Source organism: Azohydromonas lata (genome assembly GCF_034427735.1).
Taxonomy (GTDB): Bacteria; Pseudomonadota; Gammaproteobacteria; order Burkholderiales; family Burkholderiaceae_C; genus Azohydromonas; species Azohydromonas lata.
The window spans coordinates 1-15,368 of the sequence record NZ_JAXOJX010000066.1; the positions used below are offsets into that span (position 1 = coordinate 1).

Annotated in this window: 17 protein-coding genes; 14 read left to right on the plus strand and 3 right to left on the minus strand. The window is 69.1% G+C overall.

Annotated features, from left to right (window positions below; translation table 11 throughout):
• Nucleotides 1–71 precede the first annotated feature (71 nt).
• The 13 genes from SM757_RS27475 to SM757_RS27535 all read left to right on the plus strand — a co-directional run bounded on the left by SM757_RS27475 (nt 72) and on the right by SM757_RS27535 (nt 12,279).
• Nucleotides 72–2,099, plus strand: coding sequence for a putative bifunctional diguanylate cyclase/phosphodiesterase (locus SM757_RS27475; RefSeq protein ID WP_322467824.1), 2,028 nt, complete (start codon nt 72–74; stop codon nt 2,097–2,099).
• 128 nt (nt 2,100–2,227) lie between these two features.
• A complete protein-coding gene (locus tag SM757_RS27480; protein WP_322467825.1) occupies nt 2,228–3,481 on the plus strand; it encodes a class I SAM-dependent methyltransferase in 1,254 nt (417 codons plus the stop codon).
• The gene (locus SM757_RS27485; RefSeq protein ID WP_066330516.1) at nt 3,478–3,801 is read left to right on the plus strand and encodes a DUF1840 domain-containing protein; all 324 of its coding nucleotides are present in this window, start codon (nt 3,478–3,480) and stop codon (nt 3,799–3,801) included. Before SM757_RS27480 ends, SM757_RS27485 begins: the two co-directional genes overlap by 4 nt.
• Nucleotides 3,802–3,913: 112 nt before the next feature.
• A complete protein-coding gene (locus SM757_RS27490) occupies nt 3,914–4,546 on the plus strand; it encodes a YbhB/YbcL family Raf kinase inhibitor-like protein (protein ID WP_066330514.1) in 633 nt (210 codons plus the stop codon).
• A gap of 36 nt (nt 4,547–4,582) precedes the next feature.
• A complete protein-coding gene (locus SM757_RS27495) occupies nt 4,583–5,218 on the plus strand; it encodes a histidine phosphatase family protein (protein WP_066330513.1) in 636 nt (211 codons plus the stop codon).
• Nucleotides 5,219–5,387: 169 nt separating this feature from the next.
• Complete coding sequence (locus tag SM757_RS27500) at nt 5,388–5,828, plus strand: type IV pilin protein (protein WP_322467826.1); 441 nt, start codon at nt 5,388–5,390, stop codon at nt 5,826–5,828.
• A gap of 310 nt (nt 5,829–6,138) precedes the next feature.
• Nucleotides 6,139–7,029, plus strand: a complete 891-nt coding sequence (locus tag SM757_RS27505) for an IclR family transcriptional regulator (RefSeq protein WP_322467827.1) — start codon at nt 6,139–6,141, stop codon at nt 7,027–7,029.
• The gene (locus SM757_RS27510) at nt 7,026–7,802 is read left to right on the plus strand and encodes an ABC transporter ATP-binding protein (protein ID WP_066330507.1); all 777 of its coding nucleotides are present in this window, start codon (nt 7,026–7,028) and stop codon (nt 7,800–7,802) included. Before SM757_RS27505 ends, SM757_RS27510 begins: the two co-directional genes overlap by 4 nt.
• A complete protein-coding gene (locus SM757_RS27515; protein WP_238455641.1) occupies nt 7,802–8,605 on the plus strand; it encodes an ABC transporter ATP-binding protein in 804 nt (267 codons plus the stop codon). Before SM757_RS27510 ends, SM757_RS27515 begins: the two co-directional genes overlap by 1 nt.
• 32 nt (nt 8,606–8,637) lie before the next feature.
• A complete protein-coding gene (locus SM757_RS27520; RefSeq protein ID WP_322467828.1) occupies nt 8,638–9,843 on the plus strand; it encodes an ABC transporter substrate-binding protein in 1,206 nt (401 codons plus the stop codon).
• Between the two features lie 77 nt (nt 9,844–9,920).
• On the plus strand, nt 9,921–10,805 hold the full coding sequence (locus SM757_RS27525) for a branched-chain amino acid ABC transporter permease (protein ID WP_066330502.1): 885 nt from the start codon (nt 9,921–9,923) through the stop codon (nt 10,803–10,805).
• A complete protein-coding gene (locus SM757_RS27530) occupies nt 10,805–11,767 on the plus strand; it encodes a branched-chain amino acid ABC transporter permease (protein ID WP_066330501.1) in 963 nt (320 codons plus the stop codon). Before SM757_RS27525 ends, SM757_RS27530 begins: the two co-directional genes overlap by 1 nt.
• Before the next feature lie 107 nt (nt 11,768–11,874).
• Entirely contained in the window at nt 11,875–12,279 is a 405-nt protein-coding gene (locus SM757_RS27535; protein WP_066330500.1) for a hypothetical protein, read from the plus strand.
• 32 nt (nt 12,280–12,311) lie between these two features.
• On the opposite strand, the gene ruvB is transcribed toward SM757_RS27535, so the two are convergent.
• Entirely contained in the window at nt 12,312–13,370 is a 1,059-nt protein-coding gene (gene ruvB / locus SM757_RS27540) for a Holliday junction branch migration DNA helicase RuvB (protein ID WP_066330499.1), read from the minus strand.
• Between the two features lie 109 nt (nt 13,371–13,479).
• On the opposite strand from ruvB, the gene SM757_RS27545 reads away from it, so the two are divergent.
• Entirely contained in the window at nt 13,480–13,974 is a 495-nt protein-coding gene (locus tag SM757_RS27545; protein WP_322467829.1) for a copper chaperone PCu(A)C, read from the plus strand.
• 38 nt (nt 13,975–14,012) lie between these two features.
• Here SM757_RS27545 and ruvA read toward each other — a convergent pair whose 3' ends face one another.
• Both ruvA and SM757_RS27555 read right to left on the minus strand, forming a co-directional pair.
• Nucleotides 14,013–14,585 carry a Holliday junction branch migration protein RuvA gene (gene ruvA / locus SM757_RS27550; RefSeq protein ID WP_322467830.1) on the minus strand — a complete coding sequence of 191 codons (573 nt, stop codon included), beginning with the start codon at nt 14,583–14,585 and terminating at the stop codon, nt 14,013–14,015.
• 80 nt (nt 14,586–14,665) lie between these two features.
• Nucleotides 14,666–15,319, minus strand: coding sequence for a response regulator (locus SM757_RS27555; protein WP_066330492.1), 654 nt, complete (start codon nt 15,317–15,319; stop codon nt 14,666–14,668).
• Between the last annotated feature and the right edge of the window lie 49 nt (nt 15,320–15,368).

The window sequence follows — 15,368 nt, forward strand, 5'->3', positions numbered from 1 at the left end:
TATAAGAGACAGGGCCGCCGCCGCAGGCCCTGGCGGCCTGGGGGGCGCTGATCGAAAACCTCAACGAGGCCGTGTGGCTGGTGCACGCCGGCACGCTTTGCGTGTGCGCCGTCAATGAGGCGGCGCTGCGGCTGCTGGCGCTGCCGCGCGAGCGCGTGTTGGGTGCGGGCGCGGACACGCTGCTGCCCACGCCGGAGGACTTCGCCTTTTGGGCCGAGGCCGCTGCCGTGGCCTGCGAGGGCGGTGCCGAGGCCGTGGCCGAGCTGTGCTCGCAGGCCCTGTTGCAGCGCGGCGACGGCGCCACGCTCTACCTCACGCGGCGCATACGGCCGCTGCCGCCGGGGCTGTTCATGGTGGCGCTGCAGGACCACAGCGCGCAGCGCCTGGCCGAGCAGGAGCGCGAGCAGTTGCTGGCGCAGTTGCGCGCCACGCTGGAGGCCACGGCCGACGGCATCCTCGTCACCGACTTGGCCGGCCACATCCGCAGCTTCAACCGCCACTTCGCGCAGATTTGGGCGCTGCCGCAGGCGCTGCTGCAGGAGGGCAACGACGCGGCCGTCTACGACTGGATGCGCCGCAGCGTCGCCGACCCCGTGCGCTACCAGCAGCGGCTGGACGCGCTGCGCGAGGCCGTGCTCATGCAGGCCAGCGACCGGCTGCGGCTGCGCTCGGGGCAGGTGGTGGAGCGCGTGACGCAGCCGCAGTGGGTCGGCGGCCGGCCGGTTGGGCAGGTGTTTTCCTTCCGCGATCTGAGCGAGCGCATCGCCGCCGACCAGCGCATCGAGCACCTCAGCAGCACGGACCCGCTCACCGGGCTGGCCAACCGCGCGCAGTTCGGCGACCGGGTCACGCGCGCCGTGGCCGACATGCCTCCGGGCGGCGAGAGCTTCGCGGTGCTGGTGCTGGACCTGGACCATTTCAAGCACGTCAACGACAGCTTGGGCCACCACGGCGGTGACCATGTGCTGTGCGAGATGCGCTCGCGGCTGCAGCACTGCGTGCGCGAGGGCGACGTGGTGGCGCGCTTAGGGGGCGACCAGTTCGCGCTGCTGGCGCGCGCCAGCGACGCGCGCGCTGCCGAGCTCACCGCCTGCCGCGTGCTGGAAACCGTGGCACGGCCGCTCACGCTGGAGGGCTCGGAGTTCACCCTCACCTGCAGCATAGGCATCGCCGTGCATCCGGTGGACGGCATCAGCGCCGACGAGCTGCTGCGCCACGCCGAGACTGCCATGCAGCGCGCCAAGGCCGGCGGCCGCGCCGGCTACCGGCTGCACCACCCGCTGCACCAGCCGCTGGACGCGCGCGCGCGCATCCAGCTGGACCACGCCATGCGGCTGGCGCTGGCGAGCAAGCGCTTTCGCCTCACCTACCAGCCGCAGCACGACCTGGACAGCGGCCGCCTGGTGGGCGTGGAGGCGCTCATACGCTGGCACGACCCCGGGCGCGGCGGCGACATCCCGCCCGCGGAGTTCATCCCCGTGGCCGAGGCCAGCGGCTTCATCGTTGCCATAGGCGAGTGGGTGCTCACGCAGGCCGTGGGCCAGGCCTCGCGTTGGCTGCAGCAGGGCTGGCCGCTGCCGGTGGCGGTCAACGTCTCGGCGCTGCAGTTCCAGCAGCCCTACTTCGTGGACCAGGTGCAGGCGGTGCTGGAGGCGGCGTCGCTGCCGCCGCACCTGCTGGAGCTGGAGCTCACCGAGAGCCTGCTGCTGCACGACGCGGAGGAGACGCTGTCCCGGCTGCAGGCGCTGGCGCAGTTGGGCGTGCGGCTGGCGGTGGACGACTTCGGCACCGGCTACTCCAGCCTGGCCTACCTCAAGCGCTTTCCCATCAACAAGCTCAAGATCGACCGCGGCTTCGTCCGCGGGCTGCCCGGCGACGAGAGCGACGCGGCCATCGTCCGTGCCATCGTCCAGATGGCGCAGGCGCTGGAGCTGCGCGTCATCGCCGAGGGCGTGGAAACCGAGGCGCAGCGCGAGTTTCTGTCGCGCGTAGGCTGCCCCGAAGGCCAGGGCTACCTTTGGGCCCCGGCGCTGGAGGCCGAGGTGCTGGAGCAGCACCAGCGCTCGCAGCCGCTGCCGCCGGCGCCCACGCCGGCCTGAAGGCACGACCGGGGCGGCATGGGGAGCAAGGCTATCCCCCGCACGGGTGAGGGTGGCGGGCACGCCAATTGCGACGGCGCGGCCGTGCCTACAGGATGGGGCTCGTTGTCCGCCGCCCCCCGTGTGCCATGCCAACGCTGGAAGCCCTGGTCGAACGCAAGATTGCCGCCCTGCAGCCGCCGTTGGCGGTGACGCTGCCCGGCGGGCGGCGGCTGGGCCCGCTGCCGGCGGCCGTCACGCTGGTGCTGCAGGACCTGCGCGCGCTGGTGCACCTGGCCACGGGCCAGATAGGCCGCGTGGCGGAGGACTACGTGGAGCACCGCCTGGACATAGGCGGCGCGCCGCGCGACGTGATGCGGCTGGCCGTGCAGCTCATCGCCGCCGATCCCACGGGCGAGCAAAGGCGCTCGCCGCTGGCGGCCTGGCGCGAGCTGCTGGGCGCGGGCCGCGCCCTGGCGCGCCACACGCCCGCGGCCGACGCGCAGCAGGTGCAGTTCCACTACGACGTCTCGGATGACTTCTACGCGCTGTGGCTGGATGAGCGGCGCATCTACTCCTGCGCCTATTTCCGCGACACCGGCATGACGCTGGCGCAGGCGCAGGAGGCCAAGCTCGACCACATCTGCCGCAAGCTCATGCTGCGCGAGGGCGAGCGCTTCCTGGACATAGGCGCGGGCTGGGGCGGCCTGCTGCTGTGGGCGGCCGAGCACTACGGGGTGCGGGGGCACGGCATCACGCTGTCCAGGAACCAGCACGCGCACGTCAACCGGCTCATCGAGGAGCGTGGCCTGCGCGGGCGCGTGCGCATGGAGCTGCTGGACTACCGCGCGCTGCCGGAGGACGCGCCCTTCGACAAGATCGCCTCCGTGGGCATGTTCGAGCACGTGGGCCGCGCCAACCTGCCCGTGTACTTCGCCAAGATCCGCCGCCTGCTCAAGCCCGGCGGGCTGTTGATGAACCACGGCATCACCGCCGGTGGCACGCGCAACCGGCAGTTGGGCGCGGGCATAGGCGACTTCATAGACCGCTACATCTTTCCCGGCGGCGAGCTGCTGCACGTCTCGCACGTGCTGCGCGAGATGGCCGGCGCGGGGCTGGAGATGCTGGACACCGAGAACCTGCGCCCGCACTACGCGCGCACGCTGTGGGCGTGGTCGGACGCGCTGGAGTCGCGGTTGGAAGAGGCCCGCGCGCTGGCCGGCGAGCGCGTGCTGCGCGCCTACCGGCTGTACCTGGCCGGCAGCGCCGCGAGCTTCGAGCAGGGTTGGTTGTCGCTGCACCAGATGCTGGCCAGCGCCCCCAGCGGCGACGTCGGCCAGGGCCCCATGCGCGGCGCACAATCAAGCTATCCCTTCAACCGCGACTACATGGCCAAGCGATGATCTACAAGTTCAAGTCCAAGGCGACGGGCGACGTGGTGATGTTGGGCGTCAACGGCGACCAGCTGCTGCGCATCATGGGCCGCGAGCCCGCGGCGCAGGGCATCTTCGAAGTGGACGACATGCCCCGGCTGCGCCAGTTGCTGGAGCAGGCCGTGGCGGCCGAGGAGGCCGCCCGCGCCCAAGCCGAGGCCGAAGCCGCCGCCGAGGGCAAGCAACTGCCGCCGCGCGACGGCGTGGGGCTGCGCCAGCGCGTGTGGCCGCTGGTGGAGATGATGAAGCGCGCCCAAGCGGCGGGCTATCCGATCGTCTGGGGCGTCTGAGCCCGCCGCCTGCCGGGCTGGGCCCGCGGCCTTTCAGTGCGGACGCGCTCGCCCGGCGCGCCGTGGCGCCCGTTTCCCTTGCCACCTCAACACAAAGACCGAGGAGAGCGTCATGAAACTCTGGAGCGAGAGCTGGGCCGACGGTGCGCCCATCCCCGAGCGCTTTGCCGCCGGGCGCATTGACGGCGAGGGCGTGGGCTTCGCCCCCAACCTCAACCCGCACCTGGCCTGGAGCGGCGTGCCCGCCGGGACCTGTTCGCTGGCGCTGATTTGCCACGACCCGGACGTGCCCAGCCGAGGCGACGACGTCAACCAGCCTGACCGCGAAGTCCCCGCCGACCTGCCGCGCGTGGACTTCTTCCACTGGGTGCTGGTGGACCTGCCGCCCACGCTCACCGCCATCGGCGAGGGCCAGTTCAGCCAGGGTTTCACGGCGCGCGGCAAGCCGGGGCCGGCAGCGCCGCACGGTGCGCGCCAGGGCGTCAACGACTACACCGGCTGGTTCGCCGGCGACGCGCCAATGGCCGGCAGCTACTTCGGGTATGACGGGCCTTTCCCGCCCTTCAACGACACGCTGGTGCACCATTACGTGTTCACCCTTTACGCGCTGTCGGTGCCGCGCCTGGCGGTGGAGGGTGCGTTCACGGGTGCCGAAGCCCGCGCGGCGCTGGCCGGCCAGGTGCTGGCCGAGGCCCGCTTCAGCGGCACTTACACGCTCAACCGCAGGCTGCTGGCGCAGTCCTGACGCCCCGCGCGCCGCGGCCGCTGCAAAGGAAGTCCCCTGGAACCCACCCGCATCATTGCCATCCGCCACGGTGAAACCGACTGGAACGCCGACACGCGCATCCAGGGCCACACCGACATCCCGCTCAATGCCAACGGCCGCTGGCAGGCGCAGTGCCTGACGCAGGCGCTGGCCGAGGAGCCGCTGCACGCCGTCTACGCCAGCGACTTGGGCCGTGCCGTCGAAACGGCCCAGGGCTTCGCCCAAGCCGCGGGCCTGCCGGTGCAGCGCGAGCCGGGACTGCGCGAGCGGCGTTTCGGCTGCTTCGAAGGCCTGCGCTTCGACGAGATCGAGCAGCGTTGGCCCGAGAGCAGCCTGCGCTGGCGGCACCGCGACCCCGAGTTCGGCCCCGAGGGTGGCGAGACGCTGCGGGAGTTCTACGAGCGCTGCGTGAACACGGCCATGGAACTGGCGTCGCGCCACGCAGGCCAGTCCATCGCGCTGGTGGCCCATGGCGGCGTGCTGGACTGCCTTTACCGCGCCGCCACGCGGCTGGATCTGCAGGCCCCGCGCACTTGGCACATCGGCAACGCCACCGTCAACCGGCTGCTGCACACCCCCCAGGGCTTTACTTTGGTGGGCTGGAGCGATGACGCGCACCTGGCCCGGCCGGCGCTGGACGAGACGGCCTGATCTCCAAAGGCGCTGCGCATCCGTGCTGCGCGGCGCCTGAACCCTTCGATTCTTTCAAGCCGCCGTGCCCCGGCGCGGCGGCTTCATGCGTGCTTTTCCTGCCGCATGCCTGCGGGGGCCGCACCATGGCGTCTCACCACGCCGCTGCCGCGCTGTCCACACTGGAGCGATGGCGCAAGCAAATGTTTCTTCCCGCAGGGCCGGCACGGGCTTCACGCTGGTGGAAGCGGTGGTGGCCCTGGCCATCGCCGCCGTGTTGGCGGCCGTGGCCTATCCCTCCTACATGGCGCAACTGCGAAAGAGCCGGCGCACCGATGCGGTGGTCGCGCTGATGCAGGTGGAGCAGGCACAGGAGCGCTGGCGCGGCAGCCACCGCGCTTATGCCGGCGACTTGGCCACGGCGCCACCGTTGGGCCTGGGCCTGCGCACCCTGAGCACTGACGGCTACTACGCGCTGGCGCTGGCCGATGCCGGCGCGGCGGGCTACGTGGTCACGGCCACTGCCGTAGCCGGCCGCAGCCAGGCCGCCGACGGCGCCTGCCCCGCCCTGGCCGTGGTGGTGAACCGAGGCAACGTGCAGCGCACGCCGCCGGCCTGCTGGAGCCGCTGAGCCCGGTCGCGGCGCGGCCCAAGTGCTTGCAGCTCCTGAGTGTTCTGGACGGCTTCGCCGTACGCGGATCGCGGGTGGGCATCGCTCCCCTGGGGGAGGTGGCTTCCCTCTTCAGGTTGATTCCCCCCAAAACCGCTTTCTGGCCGGTCCCGGGGAAATATCTCTGCGCATCGAAATGTTGCCTTTGATGCAACTTGGATGACAGGGTTAGCCCCCACAGGACATTCCCTCGGTTTGGCCTCGGCAGTAATGACAGGCTCGCGGCAAGTGCCGACGATCCGGTTCCGTCTATTGAATCCCGTTCAGCAGATTGAACAACCCAGCCGTCATCGCCTCTCGTGCACGCCGCTCTGCCGGACAGCCTGCGGCGGCCCCGCAAGGTGAGAACGCCCCGGCGCAGCCTTCGCTGGTGCCGGCCGTGGCGCGGGCGCTGACGCTGCTGGAGCGCATCGCGCAGGCGCGCACGCCGCTGACGCTGGCACGCCTGGCCACGGAGTTGGGCTATCCCAAGAGCAGCGTGCATGGCCTTTGCAACACGCTGGTGAGCTTCGGCTACCTGCGCCGTCAAGCCGATGGGAGCTTCATCCTGGGTGCGCGCGTGATGCGGCTGGCTGAAGCTTTCGTGTCGTGCACGCAGGTGACGGACGAGTTCAACGCGCTGTGGAAGACAACGGCCGGCGGTGCGCATGACGAAACCATCATCCTGTCCGTGCTCAATGGCGCCGAGGTGGTGTACGTGGCCGCGCGGCCGGGCCGGCGCCCGCTGGGCTTGGCCTTCACGGTGGGCATGCGCTTGCCCGCGCACCTGGCTGCCACGGGCAAGGCCATGCTGGCGCACCAGAGCCCGGAGCGGCTGGGGCACCTGTTTCCTACCGACCCGCTGCCCAGCATGGCGAGCAAGGGGCCGCTCACGCGCGCAGCACTCAGGCGTGAGCTGCGCGCCACGCGTGAGCGCGGCTACAGCATCGACGACGAGGGCGTGCGCGAGGGCGTCTATTGCATGGGTGCGCCGGTGTTCGACGCCGCGGGCCAGGCCGTGGCCGGCGTGGGCGTGTGCATCAACAAAAGCATGCTCGGCACCGACGGCGGCGCGCGGCACCTGGAGGTGGTGCTGGGCACGGCGCGCGAGCTCACGCAGCGGCTGGGCGGCTCGGTGCCGCAGGTCTCCCGGGACAACGTCAAGCAAGGAGGCGGCGCATGAGCGGCGACCACATCCTGGAAACCCAGGATCTCACCCGCGAGTTCAAGGGCTTCGTCGCGGTCAACAAGGTCAACCTGCGCGTGCGGCGCGGGACCATTCACGCGCTGATCGGACCCAACGGCGCGGGCAAGACCACCTGCTTCAACCTGCTCACCAAGTTCCTGCAGCCCACCTCCGGGCGCATCGTCTTCGAGGGGCAGGACATCACGCGTGAGGCACCGGCGCAGATAGCGCGCCGTGGCGTCATCCGCTCCTTCCAGATATCGGCCGTGTTTCCGCACCTGACGGTGCTGGAGAACGTGCGGGTGGCGCTGCAGCGCAAGCACCTGGGGGCGTCGTTCCAGTTCTGGCGCTCCGAGCGCAAGCTCAGCGTGCTCAACGAGCGCGCGATGGAGTTGCTGCATGCGGTGGACCTGCCGCGCTACGCCGATCTGCCGGCGGTGGAGCTGAGCTACGGTCGCAAACGCTCGCTGGAAATCGCCACAACGCTGGCCATGGAGCCGCGGCTGATGCTGCTGGACGAGCCCACGCAGGGCATGGGCATAGAGGACGTGGACCGTATCCGTCAGCTCATCAAGAAGGTGGCCGCGGACCGCACCGTGCTGATGGTGGAGCACAACATGAGCGTGGTGTCGAGCATCGCCGACACCATCACGGTGCTGCAGCGCGGCGCCGTGCTCGCGGAAGGTCCTTACGCGCAGGTGTCGGCCAACCCGGCGGTGGTGGAGGCCTACATGGGCAGCGCCAACGTCGAACTGCAGGGAGCACACTGATGCAACGCACGCAAACCGGTGGCGTGGCCACGCCCATGCCGCCCGTCGGGCTGCAACCTGCCAACACGGCGCCCGCCGTGGCCCCGGCTGCCGGGGCCGCGCGCCGGCGTCTGCTGGAGGTGCGCGACCTGCACGCCTGGTACGGCGAATCGCACGTGCTGCACGGGGTGAGCTTCACGGTGGAGGAGGGCGAGGTGGTGACGCTGCTGGGCCGCAACGGCGCCGGGCGCACCACGACACTGCGCGCCATCATGGGTCTCACGGGCAGCCGCAAGGGCTCCATCAAGGTCCACGGCGAGGAGAGCGTCTCGTTGCCCACGCACCGCATCGCGCGGCTGGGCGTGGGTTACTGCCCGGAGGAGCGCGGCATCTTCTCCAGCCTCTCCACGCAGGAGAACCTGATGCTGCCGCCCGTGCTGACCCAGGGCGGCATGAGCGTGGAGCAGATCTACGCGATGTTCCCAAACCTGCGCGAGCGCGCCTCCAGCCAGGGCACGCGGCTGTCCGGCGGCGAGCAGCAGATGCTGGCGGTGGCGCGCATCCTGCGCACCGGCGCGCGGCTGCTGCTGCTGGACGAGATTTCCGAGGGCCTGGCGCCGGTGATCGTCCAGAAGCTCGCGGAGATGGTGATGACGCTGCGGCGCCAGGGCTACACCATCGTGATGGTGGAGCAAAACTTTCGCTTCGCCGCGCCGCTGGCGGACCGCTTCCTCGTCATGGAGCACGGCCGCGTGATCGAGGAATTCACCCAGGATCAACTGCCGCAGCACAGCCAGAAGCTGCGCGAGTACCTGGGCGTGTGACGTTTGAAGTGCTTCTGCAAGGAGACCCCGACATGAAACTCAAGACGCTTGCTGCCGGCTGTGCCGTTGCCATCGCATCCATTGGTTCCGCCCATGCCCAGGTATCGGGCGATGTGATCCGCATTGGCTTCATCACCGACATGGGCGGCCTGTACTCGGACATCGACGGCCCCGGCGGCGCCGAGGCCATACGCATGGCCATCGCGGAGATGGGCGGTGCCATCAATGGCAAGAAGGTGGAGCTGATCACCGCCGACCACCAGAACAAGGCCGACGTGGCCGCCGCCAAGGCGCGCGAGTGGTTCGACACCCAGGGCATGGATTTGCTCATAGGCGGCACCAACTCCGGCACCAGCCTGGCCATGGCCAAGGTGGCGGCGGAGAAGAAGAAGCCCTTCATCGCCGTGGGCTCCGGCACCTCGGCGCTGACCAACGAGCAGTGCTCGCCCTACACCGTGCACTGGGCCTACGACACGGTGGCGCTGGCCAAGGGCACGGGCGGCGCGGTGGTGCGCGCCGGCGGCAAGAGCTGGTTCTTCCTCACCGCCGACTACGCCTTCGGCCAGTCGCTGCAGAACGACACGGCCAACGTCGTCAAGGCCTCCGGCGGCACGGTGGCAGGTTCGGTCAAGCACCCGCTCTCGGCCAGCGACTTCTCCAGCTTCTTGCTGCAGGCACAGTCCAGCAAGGCGCAGATCCTGGGCTTGGCCAACGCCGGCGGCGACACCATCAACGCCATCAAGGCGGCCAACGAGTTCGGCATCACCAAGTCGATGAAGCTTGCCGGGCTGCTGATGTTCATCAACGACGTGCACTCGCTGGGCCTGAAGAACACCCAGGGCATGTACCTCACCGACAGCTGGTACTGGAACCGCGACGCCGAAAGCCGCGCCTGGGGCCGCAAGTTCTTTGAGAAGGTCAAGCGGATGCCCTCATCGCTGCAGGCCGCCGACTACTCGGTGGCGCTGAACTACCTGCAGGCCGTCAAGGCCGTGGGCAGCGACGACGGCGACAAGGTGATGGCGCAACTAAAGAAGACCAAGATCAACGACGTCTTTGCCAAGAACGGCTACGTGCGCGAGGACGGCCGCATGGTGCACGACATGTACCTCATGCAGGTCAAGACGCCCGCGCAATCGACCGAGCCCTGGGACTACTACAACGTGGTGGAGACCATCAAGGGCGACGTGGCCTTCACCACCAAGGCGGAGAGCAAGTGCGCGCTGTGGAAGCAGTGACGCACTGAGCCCGCTGCGCCGCCGCCGTACCGCGCGGCGGCGCGTGCACCCCGTACTCCACTTCGGGACCTGACCTCGTGGACATCTTCGGCATACCGCACCAGGCCTTCCTGGGCCAGCTCATGCTGGGCCTGGTCAACGGCTCCTTCTACGCCATGCTCAGCCTGGGGCTGGCGGTGATCTTCGGCCTGCTGGGCATCGTGAACTTCGCCCATGGGGCGCTGTACATGATCGGCGCCTACGTGGCCTGGCTGGGGCTGGAGTACCTGGGCATCAACTACTGGATGGCGCTGGTGTTCGCGCCGCTGGTGGTCGGGGCCCTGGGCGTGGTCATTGAACGCACGCTGCTCAAGCATCTCTACAAGCTCGACCCGCTGTATGGGCTGCTGCTGACGTTTGGCCTGGCGTTGATTGCCGAGGGCGTGTTCCGCGAGCAGTTCGGGGTGTCGGGCCAGCAGTACCCGGTGCCCGACTTGTTGCAGGGCGCAACCAACCTGGGTTTCATGGTGCTGCCCAATTATCGGGCCTGGGTCATCGTCGCCTCGCTCGTGGTGTGCCTGGGCACCTGGTTCCTGATAGAGAAGACGCCGCTGGGCGCCACGCTGCGTGCTGGTACCGAGAACCCGGCGCTGGTGCAGGCCTTCGGCATCAACGTGCCGGTAATGGTGATGTTCACCTACGCCGCCGGCGCTGGACTGGCGGCGCTGGCCGGAGTGCTGGCTGCGCCGGTGATTCAGGTCACGCCGCTGATGGGCAGCAACCTCATCATCGTCGTGTTCGCGGTGGTGGTGATCGGCGGCATGGGCTCCATCCTGGGCTCCATCCTCACCGGGCTGATGCTTGGGTTGGTGGAGGGCCTGACCAAGGTCTTCTATCCCGAGGCCTCCAACATCGTGGTGTTCGTGATCATGGCCATCGTGCTGGTGCTGCGGCCCGCCGGCCTGTTCGGCAAGGAGAAATGATGCCCGGCGCTTCTGCTGTCTCCGTGGAGCGCCGCGCTCGGCTGCTCTGGCTCGTCGTGCTGGCCGTATTGCTGGCCGCGCCCTTCATCGGCCTGTACCCGGTGTTCATGATGAAGGCGCTGTGCTTTGCCATCTTCGCCTGCGCCTTCAATCTCCTGCTGGGCTACACCGGGCTGCTGTCGTTCGGACACGCGGCCTTCATGGGCTCGGCCGCCTACGCCACGGGCTGGCTGGTGCGCAGTGCGGGCTGGCCGCCGGAGCTCGGGCTGCTGGCCGGCACCGCCATTGCGGCGCTGGTGGGACTGCTGGTCGGGCTCATCGCCATACGGCGCCAGGGCATCTACTTCGCCATGATCACGCTGGCCATGGCGCAGATGGTGTACTTCGTATGCCTGCAGGTGCCCTTCACGGGCGGCGAGGACGGCCTGCAGGGCGTGCCGCGTGGCCACTTGTTCGGCTTCATCCCGCTGGGCGACGACGTCGCGATGTATTTCGTGGTGCTGGCCGTGTTCGTGGCGGTGTACCTGGGGGTGATTCGCATCGTCCATTCGCCTTACGGCCAGGTGCTCAAGGCCATTCGCGAAAACGAGCCGCGCGCGGTGTCGCTGGGCTACGACGTGGACAAGTACAAGCTGCTGGCCTTTGTCCTGTCCACCGCGCTGGCCGGGCTGGCTGGATCGCTCAAGACGCTGGTGCTGGGCTTTGCCACCTTGTCCGACGTGCACTGGTCGCTCTCCGGCGAGGTGGTGCTCATGACGCTGCTGGGCGGCATGGGCACTTTCGCCGGACCGGTGCTGGGCTCCTTCACCATCATCGGTTTGCAGAACTTCCTGGCCGACCGCGTCGGCTCCTGGGTGACGGTGATCATTGGCGGCATCTTCGTGGTGTGCGTGATCGCCTTCCGCCGCGGCATCGTCGGCGAGCTGCTGGCGTGGCAGCAGCGGCGCAGCAAGGCGACCTGAACCTGCGTTAAAGCCGCTTTGTCCGCTGACGGGCACTCGCCTTGCCCCGTGGCGTGATGCGGCCGCGCCTCCCGCGCGGCCGCACTTGAACGTAGCGGAGGTCGGCTATGGCCGTGAAGCGAATGACCAAGACGCAGGTGCCGGTGTCTTTCGGCGCCTTCAAGCCGGTTGGGCACGTGGTGGTGGCTTTCCCGGACGACCAGTCGGCACAGCAGGCCGCGCGCGACCTGCGCGAGCTGGGCTTCGGTTCCGAGGACGTCCTGTTCTACACCGGCGACGAGGAAGGCCGCGAGATGCGGCAGATGCTCGACGGCGTAAGCGGCACGGCCGAGTTCGGCCATGAGGTCGTTCTCATGCGCCGCTACTGCGAGCTGGCCCGCGAGGGCTGCGGCTGGCTCATCGTCTTCGCGCCGGAGGACGAGCAGGCGTTGCGCGCCGGCGAGGTCGCCCGCCGCTACGGTGCGCGCGTGGCCGAGCGCTACCACCGCCTGGTGGTTGAAGACATGCTGTGAGCCGCTGCCCCGGCCGACGGGGCAAGGCGTGATCAGTTCTCGAACAGGTCGCCGGCCCCCGCTTTGGGCGCCACGCCCAGGTGCCGGTAGGCGGCCAGCGTGGCGATGCGCCCGCGCGGCGTGCGCTGCAGGTAGCCCTGCTGGATGAGGTAGGGCTCGATCACGTCCTCAATCGTGCCGGGCTCCTCGCCTATGGCTGCGGCCACGTTGTCCAGGCCCACGGGGCCGCCGTCGAAGCGGTGCACCACGGCCTCCAGCAGCTTGCGGTCCATGAGGTCGAAGCCCTGCGGGTCCACGTCCAGCATGGCCAGCGCGGCCGAGGCGATGTCGCCGCCTATGGAGCCGTCACCCTTGACGTCGGCATAGTCGCGCACGCGGCGCAGCAGCCGGTTGGCGATGCGAGGCGTGCCGCGCGAGCGGCGTGCGATTTCCATGGCGCCGGCGGCATCGATGGGGGCCTCCAGCAGCCCGGCCGAGCGCGTGACGATGCGCGCAAGCTCTTGCGGCGTGTAGAACTCCAGCCGCGCCACGATGCCGAAGCGATCGCGCAGCGGATTGGTGAGCATGCCAGCGCGGGTGGTGGCGCCCACAAGAGTGAAGGGCTGCAGATCCAGCTTGATGGAGCGCGCTGCCGGGCCCTCGCCGATCATGATGTCGATCTGGTAGTCCTCCAGCGCCGGGTAGAGGATTTCCTCCACCACCGGCGACAGGCGGTGGATCTCGTCGATGAACAGCACGTCGTGCCGCTCCAGGCTGGTGAGGATGGCCGCCAGGTCCTTGGGCTTTTCCAGCACGGGGCCCGATGTTTGGCGCAGATTCACGCCCAACTCGGCCGCAATGATGTGCGACAGCGTGGTCTTGCCCAGGCCCGGGGGGCCGAACAGCAGCACGTGGTCCAGGGCTTCGCGCCGCTTGCGCGCCGCACTGATGAAGATTTCCAACTGCTCGCGCGCCTTGGCTTGGCCCACGTATTCGCGCAGGCCCTTTGGGCGCAGCGCCTTCTCGAACGCCTCCTCGTTGGGCGAGCCCGGGGCGGCGCTGACCATGCGGCGCGGCGGGGCGCCCGCGAATTCGTCCGTCTGTATGCTCATACAGGCATTATCGAACGGCCCGGCAGGCCGGCTGGCTAACATGCCGCCCCTCATGGCCTTGCGCCGCAAGCCGCCTGATCACTTCCTCACACCGAACCGGGACCCGAGCATGAATTTCATGACCCTGCGCCGCGGCCTGCTGGCTGCCGCCCTGCTGTTGAGCACCACTGCCTGGGCCGACGCCACCGTGCAGGCGCGCGACGGCTGGGCGCGGCCCACCGTGACCGGGCAGCCCGTGGGCGGCGCCTACGTGCAGTTGCGCAATGCCGGCAACGCGGCCGACCGGCTCCTGGGCGCCAGCACGTCCGCGGCCGAGCGCGTGGAACTGCACAGCATGCAAATGTCCGGCGACGTGATGCGCATGCGCCAGGTCGATGCGATCGAGCTGCCCGCGGGCGCCACGGTGGACCTCGCGCCCGGCGGCCTGCACCTCATGCTCATGGGCCTGAAGGCGCCGCTGCGTGCGGGCGACAAGCTGCCGCTGGTGCTGCGCTTCGAAAAGGCCGGCGAGGTGAAGACGGAGTTGCTCGTAGACAACCGCGCCGCACCGGCCGCGGCCTCAGGTCACATGCACGGTGGCCAGGGGCACGACCACAAGCACTGACGTTGACATTGCCGCCGCCGCCGCGGCGGTGACCAGGCTCAGCGCGAAAGCGAGCGCAGCGCGAGCTTGATGCCTTCGCTCACGCCCACGTCCGGCGGCAGCGCCTTGAGCGCGGCGGAGGCGTCGCGCTCGGCGTAGCCCAGCGCAATGAGCGCCTGCACGATGTCGGCCTGCGCGTCGTTGGCCACCGTCACCGGTTGGCCCAGGTCCGGTCCCAGCTTGCCCTTGAGCTCCAGCAGCAGCCGCTCGGCCGTCTTCTTGCCAATGCCAGGCACCTTCACCAGCCGTGCGCTCTGCTGCTGGCTCACGGCCTGCGCGAGCTCCGTGACGCTCAGGCCCGACAGCAGCGACAGCGCCATGCGCGGCCCAACGCCGCTGATGCGGATGAGCTGGCGGAAGGTGGCGCGTTCCTCGGCCGTGAGAAAGCCGAAGAGCTGATGTGCGTCCTCGCGCACCACCATGTGCGTAAGCAGCGTGACGCGTTCGCCCAGCGAGGGAAGTTGGTAGAACGTGCTCATGGGCACATCGACTTCGTAGCCGACGCCGCCCACGTCCAGCATGACCAGGGGCGGAGACTTCTCGATCAGCTGGCCTTGCAGGCGGCCGATCACGGGCACACCGCCCGCGGCGCATCAGGCCGCAGGGGCGCGCTCGTCAAATTCTTCATCTTCAATCCTTGTTGTTCTTGCTTTCAGCGGCTGCGGCCGAAGAGGCCCAGGCGCTGCGCTTCCAGCGCGGCTTCGGCGCGTGAGCTCACGTTCAGCTTGCGATAGATCTGCTTCACATAGTCGGCAATGGTGTGGCGCGACAGGTTGAGCTGCACGCCGATCTCCGGCAGCGTGAAACCCTTGGCCACGCGCAGCAGCACTTCGCTTTCACGCTCGGTAAGTTGCACGTGCGGCATGAGCGGCGCCTGCGGCTTGGCCTGCGCGGCGAAGTAGGCGATGACGCGCCGGGCGATGGAAGGCGACAGCGGCGGCTCGCCCTGGCTGATGCGCTGCAACTGCTCGGTGATGAGCTCGCGCGGCTGCTCCTTGAGGATGTAGCCGTAGGCACCAGCCTGCAGAGCGGGGAAGAGGTGCTCGTCGTCGTCGTGGATGGTCACCACCACCGACTGCGCCTCGGGCTGCTGCTCGCGCAGCGCCGTCACCACGTCCACTCCCGATCCGTCGGGCAAGCCCAGATCAACCAGCGCCAGGTCGAAGCGCAGCGCCGACACCAGGCCCAGGGCGTCATGCACGCGTGCGCTTTCGGAGATTTCGGCGTGTGGAAACACCTCCATCACCAGGCTCTTGAGCCAGGTGCGGATCTGCGGCAGGTCTTCCAGAAGCAGGATGTTTTTCACAAGTCCCTCCACCAAAACGTCACGGGTTGTGTGTAGTTCATGGTAACAG